The organism is Paractinoplanes maris (assembly GCF_023544465.1).
Lineage (GTDB): Bacteria > Actinomycetota > Actinomycetes > Mycobacteriales > Micromonosporaceae > Actinoplanes > Actinoplanes maris.
This window is the reverse complement of sequence record NZ_JALPVL010000017.1, coordinates 122,827-147,219: the sequence shown is the minus strand read 5'-3', so window position 1 is coordinate 147,219 and position 24,393 is coordinate 122,827. Positions and strand designations below refer to the sequence as shown.

The following is a 24,393-nucleotide window of genomic DNA, read 5'->3' as shown; positions in this document are numbered from 1 at the left end:
TAGAAACCATCTGCCCGTAGGATTTACGGTAGACCCGCGTACTCGGATCTCTGATTTCTTGTTGAAGGTGGGGCGAATGACGTCTTCTGTCGGTCTTGAACGGGTTCTGGAGCCGGTCGGCGTGCTCCCGCAGGCGGCTTGGCGCCTCGATGCGAGCCCCGAGATCAAGCAGGACGAAGTTCGCGTACGGGTGGAGCGCCTCAACCTCGACGCCGCGAGCTATCGCCAGCTCGCCGAGAAGCACGGGGGCGACGGCGACGCGATCCGGGCCGAGGTCCTCGAGATCATCGGGACCCGCGGCAAGATGCACAACCCGGTCACCGGCTCGGGCGGCATGCTGATTGGCGTGGTCGACGAGGTCGGTCCGCTGTCGCCGCTCGGTGTCAAGCCCGGTCAGCGGGTCGCCACGCTGGTCTCGCTGACCCTGACCCCGCTGCGGATCACCGATGCCCTGCGAGGCTGGGACGGCCGCGGTGAGCAGGTCCCGGCCGAGGGGACCGCGATCCTGTTCGGCCGCTCGATCGTCGGCGTGCTGCCCGAGGATCTCGCGCCGGAGCTGGCGCTCGCCGTCTACGACGTCTGCGGCGCACCGGCTCTCACCGATCGCGTCGTCCGGCAGTACGCGAACCCGCGGGTCGCCGTCCTCGGGGGCGCCGGCAAGAGCGGGTCGCTCGCTCTGGCCGCCGCCCGGATGGCCGGCGCGCGCACGGTCGGCATCGTCCGGGACGAGCGGGAGGCGGCGAGTCTGCGCGGCGCGGGGGTGGCCGACGAGGTGGCCGTCGCCGACGCCCGCAACCCGGTCGAGGTGGCGGCCGCGGTCGGCGAGCCGGCCACGATCACGGTGGTCTGCGTCGACGTGCCCGGCTGCGAGCACGGCGCGATCCTGGCCACCGCGGCCGGTGGCACGGTGATCTTCTTCTCGATGGCCACCAGTTTCCCGGCGGCCGCGCTGGGCGCCGAGGGTCTGGCGGCCGACGTGACGATGCTCATCGGCAACGGCTTCGTCCCCGGTCACGCCGCGTTCGCCGTCGACCTGCTGCGCCGCGTACCCGCGATCCGGTCGCTCTTCGAAGCGCGTCTCGCGAGAGACTGACGCCCATGACTGAACTCGACCGCGGCGGAAAACCGATGCCGAACCGTGGAGAAGTCCTCTACAACAACGGACGCTTCTACTCGGCCGCCGACCCGCGGGCCACCGCCATGCTGGTCCGCGACGGCAGGATCGCCTGGCTCGGTGACACGGCGGACGCGCCGGCCGCCGACCGCACCGTCGACCTGGAGAACGGCCTGGTCACCCCGGCCTTCGTCGACGCCCACCTGCATGCCACCGACACCGGCCTGGCCATCGACGGCCTCGACCTGAGCGAGGTCCGCTCGGCGTCCGCGCTGCTCGACGCGGTGACCCGGTTCGCCGCGACCCGCCCGGCCGACGGCATCGTGCACGGCCACGGCTGGGACGAGTCGACCTGGCCCGACCAGACGCTGCCGTCCGCCGCCGAGCTCGACCGCGCCGCCGCGGGCCGCCGCGTCTATCTGTCCCAGGCGTCCGTGCACTCCGCGCTGGCCTCGACCGCGCTGCTGGCCGCGGCCGAGCTGCCGGTCGGCGACGGCTGGGTCAAGGAGGATCAGCACCATCGGGTACGAGCCATCGCGCTGAACGCCCTGACCCCGTCGCAGCGCACGACCGCGCAGCGGGCCGCGCTGACCAGGGCCGCCTCCCTGGGCATCGCCGCCGTGCACGAGTGCGCCGGCCCGGGCACGTCCAGCGAGGCCGACTTCACCTCGGTCCTGGCGCTCAACGGTCCGGGCCTGCCGCACGTCTTCGGTTACTGGGGTGAGCTCGGCGGTGCCCTCAAGGCCAAGGAGCTGGGCGCGGTCGGCGCGGCCGGCGACCTGTACGCCGACGGGGCGCTCGGTTCGCGCACAGCCAGCGTCCGCGATCCGTTCCTCGACGGGCACGGCGGCTGCGGTGAGGCCTTCCTGACCGCCGAGCAGGCGGCCGATCATCTGCTCGACTGCATCACGGTCGGCGTGCAGGGCGGTTTCCACGCGATCGGCGACGCCGCGATCGCGACGGTCCTGGAGGGCTTCGCGCTGGCCGCCAAGTCGGTCGGGGTCGACGCGGTCCGCGAGGGTCGCCACCGCATCGAGCACGTCGAGCTGATCGACAAGCCGATGATCGCGCGGATGGTCGAGTTCGGGGTGATCGCCTCGGTGCAGCCGGTCTTCGACGCGCTGTGGGGTGGCCCCGACCGCATGTATGCGCAGCGTCTCGGGGTCGAGCGGGCGATGGCGTCGAACCCGATCGGTGCGATGCACGCGACCGGGGTGCAGCTGGCTTTCGGTTCCGACTCGCCGGTGACCGCGCTCGACCCGTGGGCGGTGGTGGTCGCGGCGGCGGCCCCGCGCAACCCGGTCTACCGGATGAGTGTGCGGGCGGCCTTCGCGGCGTCGACCCGGGGCGGGTGGCGGGCGGCCGGGGTCGGTGACGCGGGGGTGCTCGCGCCCGGCCAGTCGGCGACCTTCGCCGTCTGGGAGACCCCGTCCGGCGTACGGGAGGGTCTGCCCCTGCTGTTGCCGGAGCTCGACGGGGCGCAACCGCAGCGGCCGGTGTGCCGCCGCACGACCTTGCACGGCGAAACGATCCACGAAGTCTGATGAACGGGAGTACGGGTGGCGTCCAAGCTTGATCTGGACCCGCGGGTGGTGCGCGCGGCGCGCCGGCTCGCCGCACGGGCCGGGCAACCGGTGGTCGATCTGGCCCGCTCGCACACCACCGTGTCGGTGGAGCGGGCGGTGCTGCGGCTGGCCGGGGTGCACGGCGCCGACCAGGACGGCATCCCCTGGGTGAACCGGCTGGTCGACGCGGTGCGGGCCGATGTCGGGCTGGGTCACGGGGTCGCCGTCCCGGTGTTCCACGCCATGCGGAGCACCGGGGTCGACGACGTCACCGTGCTGGCTCAGAAGGCCGCGGCGGGGGCGGTCCGGTTCGACGTACCGGGGAAGAAAGCGGACGCCGCGACGGCCCGGCGGGCCGCGGCCAGGGCGACCGGCCGCGGCCTCAAGATCGTCGATCGGCGGCGGGCCGAGCGGGACCGGCTGATCAAGCGGCTCGGGGATCCGCGGCAGCGGCCGTGGATCTATCTGATCGTGGCCACCGGCGACATCTACGAGGACATCCCGCAGGCCCAGGCGGCCGCGCGGGCCGGGGCCGACGTGATCGCGGTGATCCGCTCGACCGGGCAGTCGCTGCTCGACTACGTGCCCGAGGGCGCCACCCGGGAGGGTTTCGCCGGCACGTATGCGACGCAGGAGAACTTCCGGCTGATGCGCGCGGCGCTGGACGAGACGTCCAAGGAGCTGGGCCGGTATGTGCGGCTGACCAACTACGCGTCCGGGCTGTGCATGCCCGAGATTGCCGCGCTGGCCGGGATGGAACGGCTCGACATGATGCTCAACGACTCGATGTACGGGATCCTGTTCCGCGACATCAACCCGATCCGCACCTTCGTCGACCAGCGCTTCTCGCGGCAGGTCCACGCCCGCGCCGGCATCATCATCAACACCGGTGAGGACAACTACCTCACGACCGCCGACGCCGTCGAGGCGGCTCACACGGTGACGGTGTCGCAGCTGCTCAACGAGTTCTTCGCGCACGAGGCCGGCCTGGCCGACTGGCAGCTCGGCCTGGGGCACGCGTTCGAGATCAACCCCGAGGTGCCCGAGTCGTTCCGTCTGGAGCTGGCGCACGCGCTGCTGGCCCGCGAGCTGTTCCCGGACGCGCCGCTCAAGTGGATGCCGCCGACCAAGCACATGACCGGTGACGTGTTCCGCGGCAATCTGCTCGACGGGTTCTTCAACCTGGTCGGCGCGCTGACCGGCCAGGGCATCCTGCTGGTCGGCATGATGACCGAGGCGGTCGTCACGCCGTGGCTGTCCGACCGCGACATCGCCCTGCAGAACGTCCGCTACGTGCTGACCGGCGCCGGCAACCTGCACGAGGACTTCGTCCCCGCCCCCGGCGGTTTCATCCAGCAGCGGGCCCACGCCGTGCTGGGGGAGGCGGTCGAGCTGCTCGAGAAGATCGTCGACGACTCGCTGCTGACCGCGATCGCCGAGGGCACCTTCGGCATCATGAAACGCCCGGCCGACCGGGGCAAAGGCCTCGACGGTGTCGCCCGCCACGACGACGACTACTACAACCCGGTGACTGTCGCGCTGGAGGAGGCACCATGACGATCGTCCGGCCCTATGGGGACACCACCGGGGACGGGATGGTGCAGTTGTCGTTCACGCTGCCGATCCCGCACGACAAGCGGGCCGAGGGCGCCGCGGTGCAGCTGGCCAACAAGATGGGGATGGATCCGGCGCTGCTGGTGCACGCCAAGCCGATGGGCGACGAGTTCACGTTCTTCGTCGTCTACGGGCGGGTCAACCACCTCGTCGACACCGAGCAGGTGCAGGTCGTGGAGCGTGACTTCCCGCTGCTGAGCGCCAAGGAGGTCAACGCGACCATCAAGCGGCGGCTGCGGCGGCGGCTCAGCGTGGTCGGCGCCTGCATCGGCACCGACGCGCACACGGTCGGCATCGACGCGATCCTCAACCTCAAGGGGATCGCGGGGGAGAAGGGCCTGGAGTACTACAGCGAGCTGTCGGTGACCAACATGGGGGCCCAGGTCTCCGTACCGGATCTGGTCGAGACGGCCCGCGAGCGCAAGGCCGACGCGGTGCTGGTCTCGCAGGTGGTCACCCAGCGCGACGCGCACCTGCAGAACACACGGGCGATGTCGGCCGCGTTCCGGGAGGCCCTGCCGGCCGGCAAGCGTCCGCTTCTGATCGTCGGCGGGCCGCGCTTCGACGAGCTGATGGCCGCGGAGCTCGGCGTCGACCGCATCTTCACCCGCGGCACGACGCCGCGCGAAGTCGCCTCCTACCTCGTCCACGCCATCACCGGGAGCACCTCTTGATCACGGTCACCCACCGCCGCTATGTCCCGTATTCGCACGCCCACTACGCGGGCAACCTGGTCGACGGGGCTTATTCGCTCGGCCTGTTCGGCGACGTCGCGACCGAGGTCTGCATCCGGCTCGACGGCGACGAGGGGCTGTTCGCGTCCTACGACGACGTGCAGTTCACGGCGCCGATCCAGGCCGGCGACATCCTCGAGATCGTGGCCACGGTGACCCGGATGGGCACCCGGTCACGCACGATCGCGTTCGAATCGCGGGTCGTGGCCCGGGGCGCGGGCGGGTCGGCCGCTTCCGTTCTGGACGAGCCGATCGTCGCGGTGACCGCCACGGGCACGGTCGTCGTCCCGCCCAAAGCGTGACCACCGCGGTCTGCGTGGACGTCGGATCCACCTACACAAAGGCCGCCCTGGTCGATCTGGCGAGCGGTCGCCTGGTGCGCCGGGCCGAGGTGCCGACCACCTCGGGCACCGATGTGCTGACCGGTCTTGATCAGGCGGTGGCGGCCGTCGGCGGGGGTGGTGAGACGTACGTGTGCTCGTCGGCCGGCGGTGGGCTGCGCCTGGCCGTGGTGGGTTACGAGTCACTGGTGACCGCCGAGGCCGGGCACCGGGTCGGGTTGTCGGCGGGCGCGCGGGTCGTGCATGTGGCGGCCGGCCCGCTGGACGGCCGGGGGGTTAGTGCCCTGCGCGCGTCGCGTCCCGATGTGATCCTGCTCGTCGGTGGCACCGACGGGGGTGACGGCGAGGTGCTGCTGCACAACGCGCACCGGCTGGCCACCTCGCGGCTGCGGGTCCCGGTCGTGGTGGCCGGCAACGCCGACGTCCGGGACGAGGCCGCCGGCCGGCTGACCGAGCGCCGGGTGCCGGTGACCGTCACGGGCAACGTGCTGCCCCGCATCGGCGTGCTCGACCCGGGGCCGGCGCGGGCGGCGATCCGCGAGGTGTTCCTGCGGCACGTGATCGGCGGCAAGCGGCTGTCGGCGGGTCCCCGGTTCGCCTCGCTGGTCCGGGCGGCCACCCCGGACGCGGTGCTGGCGGGGGTTGAGCTGCTCGCTGACAGCACCGGATCGGGGGTCCTGGTGGTGGACGTGGGTGGGGCGACCACGGACGTCTATTCGGCTCTGGTGCCCGACGCGGAGGCCGAGACCGGGCCGCGGCGTGACGTGGCCGGGACGCTCTGGCGGTCCCGGACCGTGGAGGGTGATCTCGGCGTCGCGGTGGGTGCCGACGGCACGCGCGCGGCCGCGATCGCCGAGAAATTGGCACTACCGGAATCCGGGCATCGATCGGGTGACTTTGCGTTAGCCGCGGCCGCCGCCACGGTCGCGTTGCGGCGGCACGCGCGGGGCCACTCGTCCGGTCCTGGTCAGCCCCGCACGGGCGGCCGCGATCTGCGCGACGTCCGGCTGGTGGTCGGATCCGGGGGCGTGCTGAGGCACGGCGGCGGAGACTTTGTGCTGCACGCGGTGCTGTCTGACCAGTCAGGTGGCTGGGCCGCGCCGTCCGCGGCCCGCACCGTCGTGGACGAGCAGTACGTGCTGGCCGCCGCCGGGCTGTTGTCGATCGATCACCGTGAGGCCGCGGTGGCGCTGGTGAACAGCCTGTAGCCCGAACGGGTACGGGATCTGACACGCCGAGGAACGCGACACGCCCGAGCACGGGGAGGGCGGTTGACAGACCTGCGGGGGACGGACGTACCGTCGTCAAATCCTGAGCACGGGAGCGACTGTTGTCCGCTCCGCTCCTCCACCCACTGGCCCGCAGTCCTCGCAGGGGTCGCGCGTTCAGCCAGGTCCAGGGGGTGGGGGTCGGCGGAGCGGTGCGGACCGATCGCGTCCGCGGTGGGCCGCAGGAGAAAACGGGCACCAGTAGACAACGGTGTGACCCGCGCAGCCGGCGCGGAGCAGGCCGGTCCGAAGGCGTCCGCGATCTCCGTACGGCCCACCGGCCGTGCCCGGGGTGTGGTGCACATGAGGCGCGGTCCCGGGGCGGGGCCGCGCCTCTTCTCGTAGAGTTCGATTGTTCCCTTATCGATGCCGCCGCCCGCCCCGACTGTCCGTTTCCGGCCAGCCCAGGCCAGGTAGCCTCTCGCGCGTGGAGATGACGTTGCAGCCCCCCGCTCCGCCGCAGGCCACGGCCGCCGATTCCGGGCCCCGGCCGGTGCGCCGCCGGGTCGCCCTGCCGATGGCCGTGCTGGCCGGCCTGGCCCTGCTGCTCGCCCTCCCGCCGTACGGTCTGTGGTGGCTCGCCCCGGTCGGTGTGGCCCTGCTCGCCGGAGCCACCCACCGCCGTCGTCTGCGCCGCGCGTTCGGGGTCGGCTTCCTGGCCGGGCTGGTGCTGTTCCTGCCGCTGCTGTGGTGGACGACGTTCGCCGCCGGCTGGCTGCCCTGGCTGCTGCTGTCGCTGGCCCAGGCGGCTTATCTCGGGCTCCTGGGGCTCGCCACGGCCTGGCTGTCGCCGTTGGTCGACCGCTGGCGGGCGTTGTGGCCGCCGGTGCTGGGCGTGCTGTGGGTGGCCCAGGAGGCGGCCCGCGACCGCGCCCCGTTCGGCGGCTTCCCGTGGGGGCGGCTCGCGTTCAGCCAGGACGAGGCGCCCGCGCTGCGCCTGGCCGCCTGGGGTGGCGCCCCGCTGGTCACCTTCGCCGTCGCCGCCGCCGGGGGCGCCCTGGTCGCGCTGGCCTGGCGCGCGTGGCGGCCCAGCGCGCGGGCCGCGCACACCCGCCGCCCGCTCGGCCCGGTGATCGGCTTCGCGCTGGCCGCCGCCGCCCTGATCGCCGGCCCGCTGCTGGTGCCGGTGGCCGAGCCCGGCGGGCCGACCGCGACCGTGGCGATCGTGCAGGGCAACGTGCCCCGCCTCGGCCTCGACTTCAACGCCCAGCGCCGGGCCGTGCTCGACAACCACGTCAACGCCACCGAGCGCCTCGCGGCCGAGGTCGCGGCCGGCCGGCAGAAACAGCCCGCCCTGGTCGTCTGGCCCGAGAACTCCAGCGACATCGACCCGCTGCGCAATCCCGACGCGGCCGCGGTCATCTCCCGGGCGGCCGACCTGATCAAGGCGCCGATCCTGGTCGGCACCGTGCTGCGCACCGACAAGCCGGGCGACATCTACAACGCCGGCATCCTGTGGAACCCCGGCACCGGGCCCGACCTCGACCAGACGTACATGAAACGCCACCCCGTGCCGTTCGCCGAGTACGTCCCGCTGCGCTCGATCGCCCGGATGGTCACCGACAAGGTCGACCTGGTGCGCAACATGCTGGCCGGCGACCACCCCGGCGTCATCCGCAGCGGCGCGGTCACCCTGGGCGACGTGATCTGCTTCGAGGTGGCGTACGACGGTGTGGTCCGCGACACTGTCACTGGAGGGGCGCAGGTGCTCGCCGTCCAGACCAACAACGCGACCTTCAACGAGGCCGAGGCCCGGCAGCAGCTCGCCATGGTGCGGCTGCGTGCCGTCGAGCACGGCCGGGAGGCGCTGATGGTGTCCACGGTCGGGGTGTCCGCCTTCGCCGGCACGGCCGGTCAGGTGTACGACTCGAGCGGCTTCAACGTCGGCGCGGTGATGGTGCGTGACATGAGCCTGGGCGCAACGACTACGCTGGCGACTCGTTTGGGCCACTGGCCCGAGATGGCGATGGCCGCACTGGCGGTCCTCGCCTTGGCCGGTGCGCTTCCGCTGCGTCGCCGCCGGCGTACGACGAACGACGTTACGGAGGCACGGTGAGCGAGGCGGAAGGCTACCCCGGGGTGGGACGGGTCCTGGTGGTGATCCCGACCTACAACGAGGCGGACAACATCCGCCTGATCACCGGGCGGGTCCGCACCTCGGTGCCCGAGGCCGACATCCTCGTCACCGACGACAACTCGCCCGACGGCACCGGCGCCATCGCCGACGAGCTGGCGGTGGCCGACGATCACATCTTCGTGCTGCACCGGGCGGGCAAGGAGGGGCTCGGGGCGGCGTACAAGGCCGGCTTCGCCTGGGCCAAGAACAAGGGCTACGACGCGGTCGTCGAGATGGACGCCGACGGTTCCCACGCCCCCGAGGAGCTGCCCCGGCTGCTCGACGCGCTCGGCGACACCGACGCGGTGCTGGGCACCCGCTACATCCCCGGCGGCAGCGTGCGGAACTGGCCGATGCGCCGCCTGCTGCTGTCCCGCGGCGGCAACATCTACATCCGGATGGCGTTGCGCATGCCGTTCCGCGACGCGACCGGTGGCTACCGGGCCTACCGGATGCCCGTTCTCGACGCGATCAACGTCGAAACGGTCGCCTCGACCGGTTACTCCTTCCAGGTCGAGCTGGCCTGGCGCACCTATCAGGCGGGCTTCCGCATCGCCGAGGTGCCGATCACGTTCACCGAGCGCGAACACGGCGTCAGCAAGATGAGCGGCAACATTTTCAAGGAACAGCTGCTCAGGGTCACGGTGTGGGGTCTGCAGGCCCGGCGTGAGGTGATCCGCAAGCGGTTCGGCCGGCGGGCCGCCGAGGGGTCGACCTGGCCGTGACCGCGCGCCCGCGTGTCATGCTTGAGGTCGATTGACACGGAGGAACCGCATGCGTGGTCGAGGTCTAGCCCTGCTGCCGTTGGTGCTGTCCGCACTGGCGATCGTCGAGATCGTCGTCTTCATCGCCGTGGTCCACGCGATCGGCGGCCTCTGGGCGGTGCTGCTGGGCATCGCCGCCAGCGTGACCGGCCTGGCACTGCTGCGCCGCGAGGGCATGAAGGGCTGGCGCCGTTTCCAGGCCGCCGCGGCCGAGGGGCGCCCGCCGGGCCGTGAGGTGGCCAATTCGCTGGTCGGCCTGCTCGGCGCGCTGCTGCTGGCCATCCCCGGCTTCGTCTCGTCGGTGGCCGGGCTGCTGCTGCTCCTGCCGCCGGGCCGTCAGCTGGCCCGCCACCAGACCGAGCGCTACACCGAGCGCCGGGTGGGCGGGGCCGCCGCGTCCGACCTGTTCGGTGCCCGGCACGTCCGGGTCCACCCGGGCGACCCGATCGTGGTCGCCGACGACCCGGCCCCGGCTCAGCGCACACCGGCCGCCGCCATCGAGGGCGAGGTCATCGAGGGCGAAGTGCTCCGCTAGCCCCTGGTCTCGTACGAAAAAGGCCGTCCCCACCGATGGGGACGGCCTTTCTGTCTTGTCGCCGGGTCAGCGGCCTCGGCGCGTGCGGACTTCCTGGAGCCGCTCGTTGAGGATGTCCTCCAGCTCCGAGATCGACCGACGCTCGAGGAGCATGTCCCAGTGGGTGCGCGGCGGCTTCGCCTTCTTCTGCTCCGGCTCGTTGCCGTCCACCAGACGGGCCACGCTGCCGTCGAACTTGCACTCCCAGGTCATCGGGACCTCGGCGTCGACGGCGAACGGAACCTCGAACTGGTGACCCTTCACGCACAGGTACTCTCGGGTCTGCCGGGGCGCCAGCTCGGTGTTGCGGTCGGACTCGTAGCTGACTGCGCCAAGACGGCTGCCGCGCAGCATGCGTTCGCCCATGGTGGCTTCCCCTCGCTCGTGGTGCTGCTCTCGTTGGTGTAACGAAAGGGGCGTCCGCCGGATTCCTGTGGTGGGGTTCCGATGGTCGCCGAGACTCTGGACCACCGTTGTGACGGTGGTGTTAACGCTACGAGCGTAACCGCCCGCGTCCCTTACCTGGCACCGTGCACCCCCGCCGAAGTGGACCTTGGTCCACTTTACGGCCTATGAGTGTTCTCCAGCTGGTGCGACATTGGTCACCCAGTCGGGTATCCGTCATTTCGCCACGCTGGCACGGCTTCGTTCGTCCATCATTCGTCGTCAACCGGCCGGACCTGAGAACTCCTGATTCCCAGCACCCTCCGGATCATGCGCGCCGGCTTCGCTCTTCGCGAGTCCCGCTCTCGTTTCCCGCTCGGTCTCGTCGGCCCGCTCTCGTTTCCCGCTCGGTCTCGTCGGCCCGCTCTGGTTTCCCGCTCGGTCTCGTCGACTTGCTCCGATCTTGGCCGCTCGGCTTCGCCGGGGTCGCTCTGGTCTTGGCCGCTCGGCGCCGGCCGGTCTGGTCTGGTCGGTTGGTGCCGCCGATCCGCTTCAGTGTGGTGCGGCCGCGCCGGTGGGGTCAGGTGCGGGAGTCGGCAGCGGTGGGCTGGGGTGGAGCGGCCGGTGGCCGGGCGGTGCCGAGGCTGGCCAGGGCCGACGCGAGGTCGCTGACCTGCGCGGAGAGCTGAGCGGTGCGGGCCTGCGCCGCCTCGGCCTCCGCCTGCGCGGCGGCCAGCCGGCGTTCCAGATCGGCCCGGTCCCGCACGGCGCGTTCCAGCTCCTCCCGCGTACGCAGGAGACTGTCCCGTTCGGACACCGCGCTCGCCAGGTCCTGCCGCACCCGTGCCAGCTCGGTGTCGGCGGCCCGCTGAGCGGCGGCGGCCTCCCCACGAACGTCATGGAGCACCTTGTCCGCGGCATCGCGCTGCTCGGTCAGCTCCCGGCGGGCGGCCGCCAGCTCGGACTCGGCCCGCTTGGCATCGTCCCGCGCGGCGTCCCGTTCCCGGCGTAGCTCCTCACCGCGGGTGGCGGCGGTCTCGGCGTCGCGCAGGGCCGAGGCCAGCTCGCGCTCGGTGGTTTCCCGCTCCCGCCGTACGTCCAGAATCTCCGCCCGGGCCGTGCCGAGCTCATCCCGTGCCGTATCCCGGTCCGCCTCGGCCCGCTCCCGCAGAGCCGCCGCCGCGGTGGCCGCCCGCTGAGCCTCGTCCCGGGCCGCCTGCGCCTCGCCGGCTCGCTCGGCCGCGGTCTTGGCCGCGCGTTCCGCCTCCTCGGCACGGTGGACCGCTTCATCCCGCTGGGCCGCGGCCGCCGCGGCCAACTGCTGCGCCGTGGCTGTCTCGGCGGCCGCCCGCTCCGCGTCGCGGCGGGCGTCGTCGCGTTCGGTGTGGGCCGCCGCGATCTGCCCGGACGTCTCCGCACGGATCTCCGCCACCTGCCGGTCGACGCCGGCCGGGGAGAGCTCCGAGTGCAGGGCCTCGGTCAGCGACCCGGCGAGCTGATCGAGCCGGTCGACAACCTCCCAGGTGCGCGCGACCTGCCCCGCCAGCCCGGGGGAGGAGCGGTGCCGCATGCGCACATTGCGCGAGGCCCGCTGGCATTCCCCGTCGTTGTCCCGGCAGTACCGAAAGGGCCGCCCCGCCGAGTTACGCTGCGGCACCGGCCGTCCACAGTGCGCGCAGGGCCGGGTCTCGGTCTCAGTGTCGTTCTCGTTCATCGCAAGGTCACCCTAGGCCCGCCAACCCCCGCAACCCCGCCACGACACGGCCCAATCCACCCTCCGCCGCCACCCTCCGCTGCCGCTCCGCCATCGCCTGCCGCCACCCTCCGCCGCTGCCGCCGCCGCTGCCGCCGCTGCCGCTGCCGCTGCCGCCGCCACCCTCCGCCGCTGCCGCCGCCACCCTCCGCCGCTGCCGCCGCCACCCTCCGCCGCTGCCGCCGCCACCCTCCGCCGCTGCCGCCGCCACCCTCCGCCGCTGCCGCCGCCACCCTCCGCCGCTGCCGCCGCCACCCTCCGCCGCTGCCGCCTGCCGACGCTTGACGGCCGCCGGCCAGGCAACGCCAAACCGCGATTCGCGGGGCCGTGCGAGCTTTGACCGACCGTTGGTCGGGCGCGTCTTCCGCTGACAACTTCATCCTAGGATGCTCTACGCGCGGTGCGCGGGCCCACGACACCCAAAAGGAAGACTTCGATTCCCACCAACACTTCATGGGGCTTCGTCGGGCTCTGTGCGGCGTCGGAACCCCATACGCCGCACACAGCTGGGGACGCTTCGGCCGGCGCGGTGCTACTCAGGCCGCCGGCGTCTGGTCAGCGGGCTTCGGTAGCCAGTCGGAGGCCGAAGCCGACGATCACCAGGCCGGCGACCCGGTCGAGCAGGCGGCGGGCCCGGGGGTGGGTGAGCAGCCGGCGGAAGCGGCGCGCCGTTGTCACCAGCGCTGCCGACCAGGCCAGGCCGAGGGCGACGTGAGCGCCCGCCAGCAGGACGCCGGACAGCAACGGTGTCGCGCCGGCCGGGATGAACTGGGGGAGCAGCGCCACGTAGAAGGCGCCCATCTTGGGGTTCAACAGGTTGGTGAGCAGCCCACGCCGCCACCCGGGAAGGAACCCGTCGGCCGGGGCCACGCCGGGCTCGTGGTCGTCCGCATGCTCGCGGCTCCGGGTGGCCCACAGCATGCGCACGCCCATCCAGACGAGATAGCCCGCACCGGCCCAGCGGACCACCTCGTAGGCGAGATGTGAGGCGGTGAGCAGGGCGGTGATGCCGACCGAGGCCAGCACGCCCCAGATGAGTGTGCCGGTCTGGATGCCGAGGACGACGCCCCACGCCTGCCGGGTCGACCGGACCGTCGCCGTCCGCAGGATGAGCGCCGTGTCGAGGCCGGGAGTCAGCGTGAGCAGGCCGACCACGAGCACGAAGGACCACAGGGCAGCAATCGTCATCACCCGCGGAATCTATCCGGCCCGGGCCTCGGGACGGCCGCGTTGTCGTGCGTGGTTGTCGCCGGGTGGGCGGCGGCGAGGATCGAGCGGCACGTCGAGGGGCTGGTCAGAACGGCGACGTTGTCGGAGATCTGGTCGATCGAGCCGGTCAGCGGGCGTGAGCGCAGCACGGGATCGGTGATGGCGTCGCGCAGCGCCTCGGCGAAACGGCCGGCGCCGATCACTGGGTAGCCACGGTCGAAGAACGGTATCCGCGCCGGCGGGACTTCGGCGGCGAGGCCGAGTTCGTTCTGTTTCTCGGCTGCGGACTCCAGGGCGGTGCACAGCGCGTCCTCCCGGTCGCGGATGCTGCCGGCGCGCAGGGCGGCCGTGAGGTGCCCGGCGACCCGGTCGGGCGGTAGGGCCGCCATCAGCCACTTCGAGTAGGGCGGCCAGCGTCGGGCCTGCAGCAGCACCAGGCGGGCCACCTCGCGGCAGAGCCTGGCGGAGAGGACCGACGCGCCGCTCTCGTCGCCGGTCTCGGCGGCACGGGCCGGGAACGCCTCCTCCTCGGCGATGCGCTGCCATTGGGCGGCCAGCACGTATCGCCACAGGTCGGCCGGATACCAGCGCAGGCTTGCTCGTACGCGCGAGACGGCACCGTCCGGATCGTGGAAGACCGCACCACCGGTGACCTCGGCCAGGCGTTGCCAGGGGGTGCTGAGCCAGTCGGTGGTGCCGATGCCGGTGGCCGGGTCGAAGCCCAGCTGGCCGTGGCACCATCGCGGGAACGGGGTGATCGTCACGTAGTGGTCGACGGGGCCGTCGGTGTCGGCCATCGAGCGGACCCGCGCACCGGGCGGCTCGAAGTGGGTGGACCAGCCGCGGAAACGTCTGGGCAGCAGCCGGCTGAGCCGGTCGCCGAGCTCGCCGGTGTCGTCCTCGGCGAACAGCTCGAGGCGTGGCCCCCAGTCGTGGTCGGTGGATCGCGGGGTGTCGAAGCCGAGCACGTCGGAGCCGGGGCCGAGGCGGGCGGCGGCGTGGGGCAGGTCGCCGAGCAGCGGGCGGACGGCTTCGGCGTAGAAGAGGCGGGCGAGCTCGGCACCGGGCAGGAATGCGGTCATGGCGAGGAAGTTAGCGGGCGGCACTGACATCGTCGCGCCGATATCGTCGGCCTGTGGAAAACCTGCTCCGTCCCGGATGGACCGCCGACGAACTTGTCCACAGCACGGCGAACGAGGTGACCGGCGGGGTCTGGCGGGTCTACCGTGACCACGACACCGCAATCCTCAAGATCGCGACGCCGGGGAGAGACGGCGCGGCCGATCATCTGGCGGCCAGCGGCGATCCGGGTCACTTCAACTATTGGCGGCGCGAGCCGGAGGCGTATGCGTCCGGGCTCGTCGCCACCGGTCTGCCTGGTCTGTCCGGGCCCGAGTTGTACGAGGAGGTGGACGGCCCCGACGGTTCGGTGGCGATGTGGCTGGAGGACGTGACCGGCACGGCCGGGACGGGTGCCGGCGTGGCCCAGTTGGGCGACGTGGCTTTCCGGCTCGGTGGCGCGCATGCGCACTGGCTGGGCCGGCCGCCGGAGCAGTCGTGGCTGGCGCGGGACTGGCTGCGCGACTACACATCGGCGAACGCGTTCGAGTCCGACCTGGACTGGGATCATCCGGTCCTGGCCGCGGTGTGGGAGCCGTCGCTGCGGGACGGGTTGCACCGGCTGTGGGAGCGGCGGGCGGAGATCCTGGCGCTGACCGACAAGCTGCCGCGGACGTTGTGCCACCACGACGTCTGGCCGATGAACCTGGTCTTCGCGGCGGACGGTCCGGTGCTGCTGGACTGGGCGTACGTGGGGCCCGGGGCGATCGGGGAGGACGCGGCGAACCTGGCGTTGGACACGTTCTTCGACGGGTTGATCGACATCGGGTTGCTCGACGAGGTCCTGACGGTGGTGGCCGAGCAGTACCGCCGGGGGCTGGACGGGGCGGTCGACGACGAGACAGTCCAGCGCGCGATCATGACGTGTGGCGCGGCGAAGTACTTCTGGCTGGCGCCTCGCATGGTGGCGGCCGCGGCGAAGGGCGGGGCGCGCAAGCCGGGATACGACACGCGGGGCCTGGAGGACATGCTGGCCGGCCGCGCCCCGGTGCTCAGGGTGGTGGCCCGCTGGGCCGACGCCGTGCTCTGAGCGAGCGGCGGCGACCCGGCGGGCGCTGCGGTCAGGCGGTTACGGATTCCCGCTCGGGCTGGGTGGCCGGCCGGCGGCTGTAGGCGAGCAGGGCGGCGAAGGCCAGGCCGAGCGTGGTCCACAGGACGACCTGGGTGCCCAGGGAGGCCAGCCGGAACGACCACAGCAGGTCCGGCGGGAAGGTCGCGGGGACCTCGTTGATATTGGGCAGCAGCGTGTAGCCGACCACCACGACGACCAGGAAGCCGGCGACCGCGGCCATCGCCTGGCGCCACTCGGTTGGCTGGGTGCGTTTGGCCACGACGGCGGCCCAGACCGCGACCAGGCCGATCACGACGATCGCCAGGTAGCTGATCGTGCGCTGGTTGATGGTGTCCGGGTCACCGACCGCCGGGGGGTTGGGTGGATATTTCACGAACGGCACCAGCACCAGGCCCAGCAGTGCCGCGCCGGCCAGGCTCAGTGCGGCGCGGGTGTTGCTCGGGGTGCGCAGGCGGCGGCGCAGCAGCGTGTACGCGGTGGCGAGGATGCCGCCCATGGCCGCGCCGTACAGGGCGGTGGCCAGGAACAGGCCGCCCCGCTGACCGTCACGGCTGACCAGTGCGTCGTCGTGGTGGCTGGGCTCGGCGGTGGCGTGCGCCGCGGCCTCCTCGATCGCGATGGCCGCGTCGACCTTGGGCTCGCCGAACGCGTACGCGAAAACCCCGGCCAGCAGGCCGGCGATGAGACCGGCGAGCAGGCCGCGGAGCAGGAGCGCGCCGAACGTCGGCGCCGGGGAGGTGGGGCTCAGTGACACGGGACGCCGAGCAGGTGGCGGCCGTCGTGCATGAGCTCGTGCAGGAACATGCCGCTGCGCGAGACCGCACCCTGGTCGAAGGCGACCAGGTAGGTGATCAGCAGCATGAGGGCGACGACGGCGAGTGCCGTGACGAGCAGCCGCGGGGAAACAGCGGGCGTGCTCAGCGGGCCGGCTGTGGTGGCCTTGGGCATGGCAGAACCTCCTTGCGGGATGACGCGTCCCGTCCGACAGGCTGCGACGCGTGAGCGTTCTGACTCGCGAGGACCAGGGGTCCTCGTTCACAGTGGCGCGACCGCACCGGACTCTCACCGGTTTCCCTCACGACGCCGCAGATGGTTTCCACAACCTAGCTGTGCGGTAGCTGGGCGCACAACCGGAACTGTCGCACCCCCTCGATACGATCCAGGCGAATCGTTGGCACAGGGTGTCGGAGGTGATCGATGGGTTGGCGTCGGCTGGCCGCCGCCGCGGCGGTGTCGGCCGCGGTGCTGACGGTGCCCGCGCCGGCTCGCGCGGCCGTGGTCTGTGAGCAGCCCGGGGCCGCGGCGCCGGTCGCCGCGGGCGTCCCGATCGAGGATCAGGTGTACGACCCGGGGCGGCTCGCCGGGTTCGCCACGGGCGCCGGGGTGCGGGTCGCCGTGATCGACTCCGGGGTCGACGCTGATCATCCTCAGCTGCGCGGACGCGTCGCCCAGGGTGCCGACTTCCTGCATGACGAGCGGTCCGGCCGGCAGGATTGCGCCGGTCACGGCACGGCGGTGGCGAGCATCATCGGGGCGGCCCCGGCCGGCGACACGGGCTTCCAGGGCCTGGCCCCCGACGCGGTGATCGTGCCGGTCCGGATCAGTGAGCAGCTCGAGATCGGCGACGACGTCGTGGGTGACCGGGGCAGCCCGGCCCAGTTCGCCGACGCGATCGACTGGGCGGTCGACGAGGGCGACGCCGACGTGATCAACCTCTCGCTCGTGATGACCCGGGACGACGACGAGGTCCGGGCGGCGGTCGCCCGGGCCGTCGCCGCCGGTGTCGTGGTCGTGGCCGCCGCCGGCAACAAGGGCGGGCCCGACGACGGCAACCCGGTTCCGTTCCCGGCCGACTACGACGGGGTGATCGGCGTCGGGGCGATCAACAACAACGGCGTCCGCGCGTCGTTCTCGCAGCGCGGTGACTACGTCGACCTGGTGGCGATCGGTGAGCCGGTCACGGTGGCAAATCGGGTCTCCGGTCACGCGTCGGTCAGCGGCACCAGCTTCGCCACGCCGTTCGTGTCGGCCACGGCCGCCCTGCTCAAGCAGCGTTTCCCGGCGATCACCCCGGCTCAGGTGCGGCAGCGGCTGATCGCCACGGCCGACCCCGCGCCGGGCGGTGCGTCGAGCTTGGAGTACGGGTCGGGGGCGCTCAACCCGTTCCGGGCGCTCACCGCGACGCTGAACACGCAGGCCCGCCCGGTCCCGGCCCCCGAGCTGGTGAACGGCAACGATCCGGGAGCCGCCGCCCTGGCCGCCCGCCGCGACCGCTCCCAGCAGAACGCGATGCTGTTCGCCGCCGTCGGCGCCGGCGTGGTCGTGCTCCTCGGCCTGGTCGCCTTGGTCGTCCGCTCCGGCCGCCGCCGCGGCTGGCATCCCGCCGCGCCCGGCCCCACCGACTGACCGACTCGGAGATCGACGAACTTCGCGGCCGGCGAAATCAGGGGGAGGTGGGGACGTGCGGCACGGGTACACGAACGACACTCAGGGCGACGGTGCCGTGGTGGTCAAGCGTTACCGGGGCGGGATCGACGAGGCGTTGCGGCGCGGTACCGAGCTCGATGTGCTCGGACGGCTCCCGGCCGGTCTGCCGGTGCCGCGGGTGCTCGGCGTGCCCGAGGGTGCGCTGCGGTTGCAGCAGCTGCCCGGGATGCACGGCCAGGATCTGATCGACCAGGGTCTGGCCCGGCCGGTGCTGCGCTCCTGCGGTGAGCTGCTGCGCCGGCTTCAGCAGGTTGATGTCAGCGCGGTCTTCCCGGACACGGCCGCCGCCACCGGCTGGGTGGTGGTGCATGGCGACTTCGGGCCCAACAACATGCTTTTCGACCAGGACACGTTTCGGGTGACGGCCCTGCTCGACTGGGAGTGGGCGCACCCCGGCGACCCGATCGAGGACGTCGCCTGGTGCGAGTGGATCGTGCGGCGCCACCATCCCGGTGCGGTGGACGCGCTGGGCGAGTTGTTCGCCGGCTACGGCGTACGGCCGTCGTGGGCCCGCCGGCGGCAGGCCGCCGCGGCCCGGTGCGAAAGCTTCGTCGAGCGCTTCCGGTCCGGACCGGCGGCCGCCCGCCGCACCTGGCAGGACAACCTTGCCCTCACCCTGTCGTGGACGGAGTGAGCTCGAGGAAGGCGATCCCGGGATTGGGCAGTTCGAGCGTCACGTCCTCACCCGCGGCGACCTGGCGGGCCGGCTCGGATTCGTCGAGGTGGTCGGCCGCGCGCAGCGCCGCCCATTGCGCGGCGGTCGGCCAGTCACCGTCGAACCGCGGGTTGCCGTGGCGCTGGTCGACCCGCCACATCCGTAGCCGGTGCGGGACCGTCAGGGCCGGGCGTACCACCACCGAACGGGTCAGGTGTGGGTCTCCGGTGGCCCGGCTCTGGTCGAGGGTGTTGTTCCACAGCAGCACCCCGGTGCCGCCGTCGTCGTAGCGCGATGCCCACGCCGAGACCAGGCTGTTGGCGCCGTCGCCGGTCAGCGAGACCGGGAGCTCGTCGCGGCCCAGCCGGGCGGCCAGCCACAGCGCCCAGAATTTCGGTTTGGCCAGGTTCCCCACGGTCAGCAGGCCGAACCCGCCGTGGAACAGCTTCGCCGGCCGGCCCAGTTCCTCGACGTGGTCGCCGGCCACCCACGGCGCGAGCGCGTCGACGCGCCCGGCCGCCGAGCGCATGCCGTCGAGCAGGAACGCGGCCGCGAACACCGAGTCGTTGATCGGGTTGCCGTGGGTGGCGGTGACTCCCCACTCGGTCCAGAGCAGCGGCCGGTCGCCGGCCAGGGGGCGCAGGTCCAGCGGCAGGGTCCCGTAGACGTGGGTGGACACGAAATCGGCGCCGACCGCGGCCGACGCGGGGCCGCCGACCCGCAGTCCGGGGTCGACGTCGTGGACCGCCCGCGCGGTGAGCTCGTGAAGCCGCCGGTACTCCTCGGGTGTGCCCGGCCAGAACACCGACAGGTCCGGCTCGTTCCACACCTCGAACCACCATCGGGAGCGCACCTCGTCGAGGCCGTAGCGGTCGACGACGTGGGCGGTGAAGGCGCGGATCAGGTCGTACCAGCGGTCCCAGTCGCGGGGTGGCGAGATGACGCCCCGATGGGTGAAGACGGTCTGTGACGGCTCGCGGGCCAGGTCGCGGGGCATGTAGCCGAACTCGACGACCGGCGTCATCCCGAGTGAGCGGACGGTGTCGTAGATGCGGTCGACCCGGCTGAAGTCGTACACCGGCTCGCCGCCGTCCTCGCGGTAGACGCCCACGTCGTCGCCGAGGATGTGATGGGCCCGCACGGTGCGCACGCCCAGTTCGTCATGGACCCGCCGCAGCGCGCCGGTGAGCTCCTCGCCGATCGGCTGTCCGCCGGTGGTCTCGGTCGACAGCAGGTGCGACAGGTGTTCGGAGCCGACCATGGCCTCCCACACCCGGGGCAGCGGCGTCGGGTCGGAGCCGACGTTGACGGTCACCGCCGGGGCCAGCGAGACGTCCACGGCCGGCACCGGGATCGACAGCGGGCCGAGCGCGGTCACCGTCTCGAGCGCCGCGACCGCGTACCAGCCGCCGCGCCCGGCCGTGGTGTCGGCGTAGGGGCTGTGCGGCACGGCGAGCACGTCGCCGCCGCCGTGGTCGACGACCGTGAACGGCCCGTCGGCCGAGTCGGCCCGGTGCACCGCGTAGCCGATGGCGCCGTCCACCGGCTCCCACGACACGGTCACCTGACCGCGGCCGCTGACCGCGAAGGCCCCGGTGGGTGCGGGCAGGCCCGATGGTCGCGGTTTGCCCGGCGTACGGTCCTGAGCTCCGCCACCGCCCATGAGCGCCGCCCAGCCGGCCCGGGCCCGATCCTCGATGGTCATCAACGAACCCCCAGTCGCGGCAGTGTCGGCCCGGCCGGCACGGTGAACGTCACCCGCGCGAACCGTGGTGTCACGAACGCCTCCCGAGCACATCCTCGGCCGCATGGTTACCCCGCGCGCCCCATGATCATTGACTGGTCGAGCGACCGATATCGCTGGACCACGGTGCCCGGGCGAGCCTGAACCGGAAAGAGGGCAGCGCCGTGCCCTTCCCGGCTGCTACCTTGCGGCGTGATTCTCCGCCGTCTGGCCGGCGTCCTCGGCCTCTCTCTCGTGCTCGCCGGTGCCGCCGTGACCCCGGCCCACGCCGCCGAGCCGGTCCACTCCGGTCTGGGCGAGATCATCGCCCCGGCCGAGTTCACGCAGGGCTACGTGTGGAAGATCGTCCTGCGCGCCGGGGCCGTGACCGACGGCGCGAATTCTCAGCCGGTGGACCCGTCGCGGCTGACCGTCACGCTCACCATCCCGGCCGGGGTCACCTACGCCCCCGGTGACGGCCCGAGCGGTGGATCGTGCGAGCAGACCGCCGGCCTGCTGACCTGCCGGCCCGCCGGACCGGACAGCACCGACGGGATCGGCGGCTACCCCTTCCCGGTCGAGCTCACGATCGGCAAGGACACACCGCTGGGCACGAAGCTCCCGTTCCGTCTGCACCTCGACGTCGAGGACGGTCAGGACCTCTGGCTGCCCAACAACACCCGGGTCTGGGAGAGCACCGTCGCCGGGTCGGCCGACATGGGCGTCGCGGTGAAGGACCTGGTCGTCGCCGACAACGCCGTGACCTACACCGCGGTGCTGCACAACTACGGCCCGCAGACGACGACCAAGTTCACTTACCACGAGATCTTCACGGTCACCAACTGGCACGGCACCGGCGTGGGGCCGGGTGCGACCTGCCGGTTCACCGCCGGCAAGAACCAGTGCACGGTCCGGCGGGCGCTCGCGCCGGGGCAGGAGACCGAGGTCAAGCGGACCGTGCCGATCCCCGCGAACTCGAAGTGGCGGGGCACGAAGGTCGCCGTCGACGTGGAGGTCTACGACTCGCCGTCCAACTTCGCCCGGGGCTGGATCCTCAACCCGGTCAACCCGGACAACGACAAGACCAGCTACGTGGCCGACCTGACCGGCCTGACCCCGGCCCCGTCACCCTCACCGTCACCGTCGGCCACCGCCTCGCCCACCCCGGCTCAGCCCGGCGGCACCGCGGCGCCCGCCCCCGGTGACGGGGACGGCGGCGGCGGTGGCGGCCTGCCGATCACCGGTTCGGCCGTCGGGCCGGTCGGGCTGGCCGGCCTGGCCCTGCTGGTGGCCGGCGCGGGTGCGCTGCTGGTGGCTCGCCGTCGCCGCGCCTGATGAGTTCCCGGCGCCGATAGCGTCTCAACAACCATGACGAAACTTCTGTACTCGGCGACCATGTCCCTCGACGGCTTCATCGCCGGACCCGACGGTGACATGGACTGGATGGCGAAGCTGCCGGACACCGGCCCGCACGCGGTCGCGGACGGTCTCTGGCCGCGGACCGGCGCCCTGCTGACCGGGGCGCGCACCTATTTCGGCAACGACCCCAACGCGGGCACCGACCACGAGGGAGCCTTCGGTGGCCTGTGGTCGGGTCCCGAGTTCGTCCTGACCCACAACCCGCCGGAGCGCGCCGTCGCCGACGTCACGTTCCTGTCCGACCTGCACCAGGCCGTGGCCGCCGCCCGCGCGGCGGCCGGCGACCGCTACGTCAACGTCCTGGGGGCCGACGTCGCCGCCCAGTGCCTGGCCGAGGGCCTGCTCGACGAGATCCTGGTCTTCGTGGCGCCCGTCCTGCTGGGCGACGGTGTGCCGCTGTTCCGCCACCCGGGCGGCACCCATGTGGTGCTCGAGGAGATCTCGTCGACCCCCGGCCCGACACCGACCATCTGGTTCAGAGTGTCTCGCTGAGCCGGTCGAGAGCGGTCCGGGTCGACTCCTTGCTCGCCGGCAGCAGCGGGAGCCGCACGTCCGGGGTGGGGATGCGGCCCTGCTCGTGAAGTACGGCCTTGACGACGGCCGGGTTGGGCTCGGCGAACAGGGCCGCCGACAGCCGTGCCAGGCGGTGCCCCAGCCCGGCGTCCCACGAGCGGGTCAGCCGGGCGAAGGACGCGGTGGCCAGGTGAGCCGACGCGAGGATGCCCCCCGCGGCGCCCAGCGCGAGCAGCGGCGAGATCACCACGTCGTCGCCGCCGAGGATCGCGAAGCCGGCGGGCGGGCCGGCCAGCAGGTCGATCGTGTCGGCGTCGATGCCGCCGACGGCCAGCTTGAGGCCGGCCACGCCTGGCACGGCGGCCAACCGGCGCAGGGTGGCCGCCGACAACGGCTGCGCCGTCCGGTACGGCACGTGATAGATCACCAGCGGCACCGGGCTCCGGGCGGCCAGCGCGCTGAAGTACGCGACCACGCCGTCCTCACCCGGCCGCACGAACGGCGGCACCAGCGTCAGCGCCGCAGCCGCCGAGGCGGGCACCTCGGCCGGGTCGCTGGTACCGACTATCAACTGGCGGCCGAGGTCGGTGCAGACGCCGGCCAGCAGGTCGACGACGGTCGAGCGCTCGGCGGGGGACAGGGACGACGGCTCGCCGGTGGTGCCGAGCGCGACCACCCCGCTCGCGCCGGCGCCGAGCACGTCGTGGGCCAGTCGCTCCAGAGCGTCCAGGGCGACCGAGCCGTCGGCGGCGAACGGGGTGATCAACGGGACGTAGAGGCCAGTCAGAGTCATGCGGCCACGGTCCCAACGCGTACGCGTAAGGTCTATTTAATTCTGCTCGTCAACCGTTAAGCAACGCTGAAATATGCCGCGCACGCCAGGTTGTCCGGTGCCCCGGCGGCCCGGGCCGCGGCGATCAGCCCGTCGACCGCCTGCTCCGGCGTCCGGGCCGTCGCCAGCAGATCCCGCAGGACCTCGCGGCCGACGACCGACCACAGCCCGTCCGAGCAGAGCAGATAGCGGTCGCCCGGCACCGCCGTGCGCAGCGCCAGATCGGCCTGGACGCCGTCACCCCAGCCCAGCGCCCGCACGAGCAACGCCCGCTGCGGGTGGGCCGCGGCCTCGCCGGGGGTGAGCCGGCCCTGCTCGACCTGGGCCCGCACCCACGTGTGGTCCTGGGTGAGCAGTGTCAGCTCACCGTCGCGCAACAAATAGGCCCGGGTGTCCCCGACGTGCACGAGGGTGAGCTGCGAGCCGCGCCGCAACAGCGCGGTCAGGGTGGTGACCGGTTGAATCCGGCTCTCCGCTCCGCTTTCGGTCCCGGTCGGCGCTCCGGGCTCGGTGAGGGCGCGGATCTCCCGGTCGGCGGAGGCCAGCGCGGCCAGTGCCTCGGTGCCCTGCTGGAGTGCCTCGATCGCGGCGGCGGCGGCCGCCGCCCCCAACGGGCCCCGGGTGCCGTCGGCCACGGCGATCAACTGCCCATCGGCGTACGCCCGGTCCTCGTTCGTCTCGCGCGCGGTGCCGGGGTCGACCGCCGCCGCGTACCGGAAATCGTTCATGCTCTTGTCCCTTCCGGACAGATGCTGAACGAGGGCGGATGTCAGCCGCGCGCGTGCCGCGGTGCCGGCGCTGACCCGCTGCCCGAAATCGGCGACCGCCTCGGCCGCCCGCTCCGGTGCCAGCGCGCACACCTCACGGATCTCGGCCAGCGGCATCCCGATCTGCCGCAGCTGCGCGACGAGCCGGGCCTGAGCGACCTGCCCCGGATCGTAGAACCGGTAGCCCGACTCCGCATCCACCGCCGCCGGCGCCAGCACCCCGAGCTCGCCGTAGAGCCGCAAGGCCTTCGGCGTCAGCCCCGCCGCCCGCGCGAACGCCCCGATCGTCAGCAGACCCACAGCCCCATCCTCCTCGTGCCGGCCACCTCGACCGGCACAACCCACCGTCGCCCTTGCCCCAAGGTCAAGG

The 24,393-nt window shown here is 72.6% G+C and carries 23 protein-coding genes and 1 riboswitch; of the genes, 14 read left to right on the top strand and 9 right to left on the bottom strand.

The window, feature by feature from the left end:
* The first annotated feature begins 76 nt into the window (after positions 1 to 76).
* The 9 genes from kdd to NAG42_RS40105 all read left to right on the top strand — a co-directional run bounded on the left by kdd (position 77) and on the right by NAG42_RS40105 (position 10,051).
* Complete coding sequence (gene kdd / locus NAG42_RS40145) at positions 77 to 1,093, top strand: L-erythro-3,5-diaminohexanoate dehydrogenase (protein ID WP_250037704.1); 1,017 nt, start codon at positions 77 to 79, stop codon at positions 1,091 to 1,093.
* Positions 1,094 to 1,098: 5 nt separating this feature from the next.
* A complete protein-coding gene (locus tag NAG42_RS40140) occupies positions 1,099 to 2,658 on the top strand; it encodes an amidohydrolase (protein WP_438872515.1) in 1,560 nt (519 codons plus the stop codon).
* A gap of 15 nt (positions 2,659 to 2,673) precedes the next feature.
* Positions 2,674 to 4,236: a lysine 5,6-aminomutase subunit alpha gene (kamD, locus tag NAG42_RS40135; RefSeq protein WP_250037702.1), complete on the top strand. Its 1,563-nt coding sequence runs from the start codon at positions 2,674 to 2,676 to the stop codon at positions 4,234 to 4,236.
* Positions 4,233 to 4,967 carry a lysine 5,6-aminomutase subunit beta gene (gene kamE, locus NAG42_RS40130; protein ID WP_250037700.1) on the top strand — a complete coding sequence of 245 codons (735 nt, stop codon included), beginning with the start codon at positions 4,233 to 4,235 and terminating at the stop codon, positions 4,965 to 4,967. Before kamD ends, kamE begins: the two co-directional genes overlap by 4 nt.
* Positions 4,964 to 5,329, top strand: a complete 366-nt coding sequence (gene kal, locus NAG42_RS40125; protein WP_250037699.1) for a 3-aminobutyryl-CoA ammonia lyase — start codon at positions 4,964 to 4,966, stop codon at positions 5,327 to 5,329. The genes kamE and kal overlap by 4 nt, the downstream gene beginning before the upstream one ends.
* Positions 5,326 to 6,576 (top strand): glutamate mutase L, encoded by a 1,251-nt coding sequence (locus NAG42_RS40120; protein ID WP_250037696.1) that lies wholly within the window; start codon positions 5,326 to 5,328, stop codon positions 6,574 to 6,576. The genes kal and NAG42_RS40120 overlap by 4 nt, the downstream gene beginning before the upstream one ends.
* Before the next feature lie 493 nt (positions 6,577 to 7,069).
* Positions 7,070 to 8,692 (top strand): apolipoprotein N-acyltransferase, encoded by a 1,623-nt coding sequence (gene lnt, locus NAG42_RS40115; RefSeq protein ID WP_438872519.1) that lies wholly within the window; start codon positions 7,070 to 7,072, stop codon positions 8,690 to 8,692.
* On the top strand, positions 8,689 to 9,477 hold the full coding sequence (locus tag NAG42_RS40110; RefSeq protein ID WP_250037694.1) for a polyprenol monophosphomannose synthase: 789 nt from the start codon (positions 8,689 to 8,691) through the stop codon (positions 9,475 to 9,477). The genes lnt and NAG42_RS40110 overlap by 4 nt, the downstream gene beginning before the upstream one ends.
* A gap of 49 nt (positions 9,478 to 9,526) precedes the next feature.
* Positions 9,527 to 10,051: an FxsA family protein gene (locus NAG42_RS40105; RefSeq protein WP_250037692.1), complete on the top strand. Its 525-nt coding sequence runs from the start codon at positions 9,527 to 9,529 to the stop codon at positions 10,049 to 10,051.
* Positions 10,052 to 10,117: 66 nt separating this feature from the next.
* On the opposite strand, the gene NAG42_RS40100 is transcribed toward NAG42_RS40105, so the two are convergent.
* The 4 genes from NAG42_RS40100 to NAG42_RS40085 form a co-directional block, all read right to left on the bottom strand.
* On the bottom strand, positions 10,118 to 10,456 hold the full coding sequence (locus tag NAG42_RS40100; protein WP_203939927.1) for an RNA polymerase-binding protein RbpA: 339 nt from the start codon (positions 10,454 to 10,456) through the stop codon (positions 10,118 to 10,120).
* 598 nt (positions 10,457 to 11,054) lie between these two features.
* Entirely contained in the window at positions 11,055 to 12,188 is a 1,134-nt protein-coding gene (locus NAG42_RS40095; RefSeq protein WP_250037691.1) for a coiled-coil domain-containing protein, read from the bottom strand.
* A gap of 594 nt (positions 12,189 to 12,782) precedes the next feature.
* Positions 12,783 to 13,415, bottom strand: a complete 633-nt coding sequence (locus tag NAG42_RS40090; protein ID WP_250037872.1) for a LysE family translocator — start codon at positions 13,413 to 13,415, stop codon at positions 12,783 to 12,785.
* Positions 13,415 to 14,518 (bottom strand): DUF4037 domain-containing protein, encoded by a 1,104-nt coding sequence (locus NAG42_RS40085; RefSeq protein WP_250037690.1) that lies wholly within the window; start codon positions 14,516 to 14,518, stop codon positions 13,415 to 13,417. Before NAG42_RS40085 ends, NAG42_RS40090 begins: the two co-directional genes overlap by 1 nt.
* Positions 14,519 to 14,571: 53 nt before the next feature.
* Here NAG42_RS40085 and NAG42_RS40080 point away from each other — a divergent pair, with 53 nt between their 5' ends.
* Positions 14,572 to 15,585, top strand: coding sequence for a phosphotransferase (locus tag NAG42_RS40080; RefSeq protein WP_250037689.1), 1,014 nt, complete (start codon positions 14,572 to 14,574; stop codon positions 15,583 to 15,585).
* Between the two features lie 31 nt (positions 15,586 to 15,616).
* Here NAG42_RS40080 and NAG42_RS40075 read toward each other — a convergent pair whose 3' ends face one another.
* The gene (locus NAG42_RS40075) at positions 15,617 to 16,381 is read right to left on the bottom strand and encodes a CbtA family protein (RefSeq protein ID WP_250037688.1); all 765 of its coding nucleotides are present in this window, start codon (positions 16,379 to 16,381) and stop codon (positions 15,617 to 15,619) included.
* Entirely contained in the window at positions 16,372 to 16,575 is a 204-nt protein-coding gene (locus tag NAG42_RS40070) for a CbtB domain-containing protein (RefSeq protein ID WP_250037687.1), read from the bottom strand. The genes NAG42_RS40075 and NAG42_RS40070 overlap by 10 nt, the downstream gene beginning before the upstream one ends.
* Positions 16,559 to 16,749: riboswitch (cobalamin riboswitch) on the bottom strand. It overlaps the preceding gene by 17 nt.
* 75 nt (positions 16,750 to 16,824) lie before the next feature.
* Between NAG42_RS40070 and mycP the strand changes: the two genes are divergently transcribed.
* Together mycP and NAG42_RS40060 are read left to right on the top strand one after the other, a co-directional pair.
* Positions 16,825 to 18,033, top strand: coding sequence for a type VII secretion-associated serine protease mycosin (gene mycP, locus NAG42_RS40065; RefSeq protein WP_250037686.1), 1,209 nt, complete (start codon positions 16,825 to 16,827; stop codon positions 18,031 to 18,033).
* 55 nt (positions 18,034 to 18,088) lie between these two features.
* A complete protein-coding gene (locus NAG42_RS40060) occupies positions 18,089 to 18,748 on the top strand; it encodes a phosphotransferase family protein (protein WP_250037685.1) in 660 nt (219 codons plus the stop codon).
* Here NAG42_RS40060 and NAG42_RS40055 read toward each other — a convergent pair.
* Positions 18,726 to 20,474, bottom strand: a complete 1,749-nt coding sequence (locus NAG42_RS40055) for a GH39 family glycosyl hydrolase (RefSeq protein WP_250037684.1) — start codon at positions 20,472 to 20,474, stop codon at positions 18,726 to 18,728. The genes NAG42_RS40060 and NAG42_RS40055 overlap by 23 nt on opposite strands.
* Positions 20,475 to 20,705: 231 nt before the next feature.
* On the opposite strand from NAG42_RS40055, the gene NAG42_RS40050 reads away from it, so the two are divergent.
* Together NAG42_RS40050 and NAG42_RS40045 are read left to right on the top strand one after the other, a co-directional pair.
* The gene (locus NAG42_RS40050) at positions 20,706 to 21,827 is read left to right on the top strand and encodes a hypothetical protein (RefSeq protein ID WP_250037683.1); all 1,122 of its coding nucleotides are present in this window, start codon (positions 20,706 to 20,708) and stop codon (positions 21,825 to 21,827) included.
* A gap of 33 nt (positions 21,828 to 21,860) precedes the next feature.
* A complete protein-coding gene (locus NAG42_RS40045) occupies positions 21,861 to 22,403 on the top strand; it encodes a dihydrofolate reductase family protein (RefSeq protein WP_250037682.1) in 543 nt (180 codons plus the stop codon).
* Here NAG42_RS40045 and NAG42_RS40040 read toward each other — a convergent pair.
* On the bottom strand, positions 22,387 to 23,217 hold the full coding sequence (locus tag NAG42_RS40040) for a dihydrodipicolinate synthase family protein (RefSeq protein WP_250037681.1): 831 nt from the start codon (positions 23,215 to 23,217) through the stop codon (positions 22,387 to 22,389). The genes NAG42_RS40045 and NAG42_RS40040 overlap by 17 nt on opposite strands.
* Before the next feature lie 56 nt (positions 23,218 to 23,273).
* Positions 23,274 to 24,323 carry a MerR family transcriptional regulator gene (locus NAG42_RS40035; RefSeq protein ID WP_250037680.1) on the bottom strand — a complete coding sequence of 350 codons (1,050 nt, stop codon included), beginning with the start codon at positions 24,321 to 24,323 and terminating at the stop codon, positions 23,274 to 23,276.
* Between the last annotated feature and the right edge of the window lie 70 nt (positions 24,324 to 24,393).

Bases quoted from the DNA above. Each gene is read 5' to 3' on its own strand.
- NAG42_RS40045 (WP_250037682.1), top strand. From the start codon at position 21,861: ATGACGAAACTTCTGTACTCGGCGACCATGTCCCTCGACGGCTTCATC.
- NAG42_RS40085 (WP_250037690.1), bottom strand. From the start codon at position 14,518: ATGACCGCATTCCTGCCCGGTGCCGAGCTCGCCCGCCTCTTCTACGCC.
- NAG42_RS40100 (WP_203939927.1), bottom strand. From the start codon at position 10,456: ATGGGCGAACGCATGCTGCGCGGCAGCCGTCTTGGCGCAGTCAGCTAC.
- NAG42_RS40040 (WP_250037681.1), bottom strand. From the start codon at position 23,217: ATGACTCTGACTGGCCTCTACGTCCCGTTGATCACCCCGTTCGCCGCC.
- NAG42_RS40105 (WP_250037692.1), top strand. From the start codon at position 9,527: ATGCGTGGTCGAGGTCTAGCCCTGCTGCCGTTGGTGCTGTCCGCACTG.
- NAG42_RS40095 (WP_250037691.1), bottom strand. From the start codon at position 12,188: ATGAACGAGAACGACACTGAGACCGAGACCCGGCCCTGCGCGCACTGT.
- mycP (WP_250037686.1), top strand. From the start codon at position 16,825: ATGGGTTGGCGTCGGCTGGCCGCCGCCGCGGCGGTGTCGGCCGCGGTG.
- NAG42_RS40140 (WP_438872515.1), top strand. From the start codon at position 1,099: ATGACTGAACTCGACCGCGGCGGAAAACCGATGCCGAACCGTGGAGAA.
- NAG42_RS40055 (WP_250037684.1), bottom strand. From the start codon at position 20,474: ATGACCATCGAGGATCGGGCCCGGGCCGGCTGGGCGGCGCTCATGGGC.
- kamE (WP_250037700.1), top strand. From the start codon at position 4,233: ATGACGATCGTCCGGCCCTATGGGGACACCACCGGGGACGGGATGGTG.
- NAG42_RS40090 (WP_250037872.1), bottom strand. From the start codon at position 13,415: ATGACGATTGCTGCCCTGTGGTCCTTCGTGCTCGTGGTCGGCCTGCTC.
- kdd (WP_250037704.1), top strand. From the start codon at position 77: ATGACGTCTTCTGTCGGTCTTGAACGGGTTCTGGAGCCGGTCGGCGTG.
- lnt (WP_438872519.1), top strand. From the start codon at position 7,070: ATGACGTTGCAGCCCCCCGCTCCGCCGCAGGCCACGGCCGCCGATTCC.
- NAG42_RS40070 (WP_250037687.1), bottom strand. From the start codon at position 16,575: ATGCCCAAGGCCACCACAGCCGGCCCGCTGAGCACGCCCGCTGTTTCC.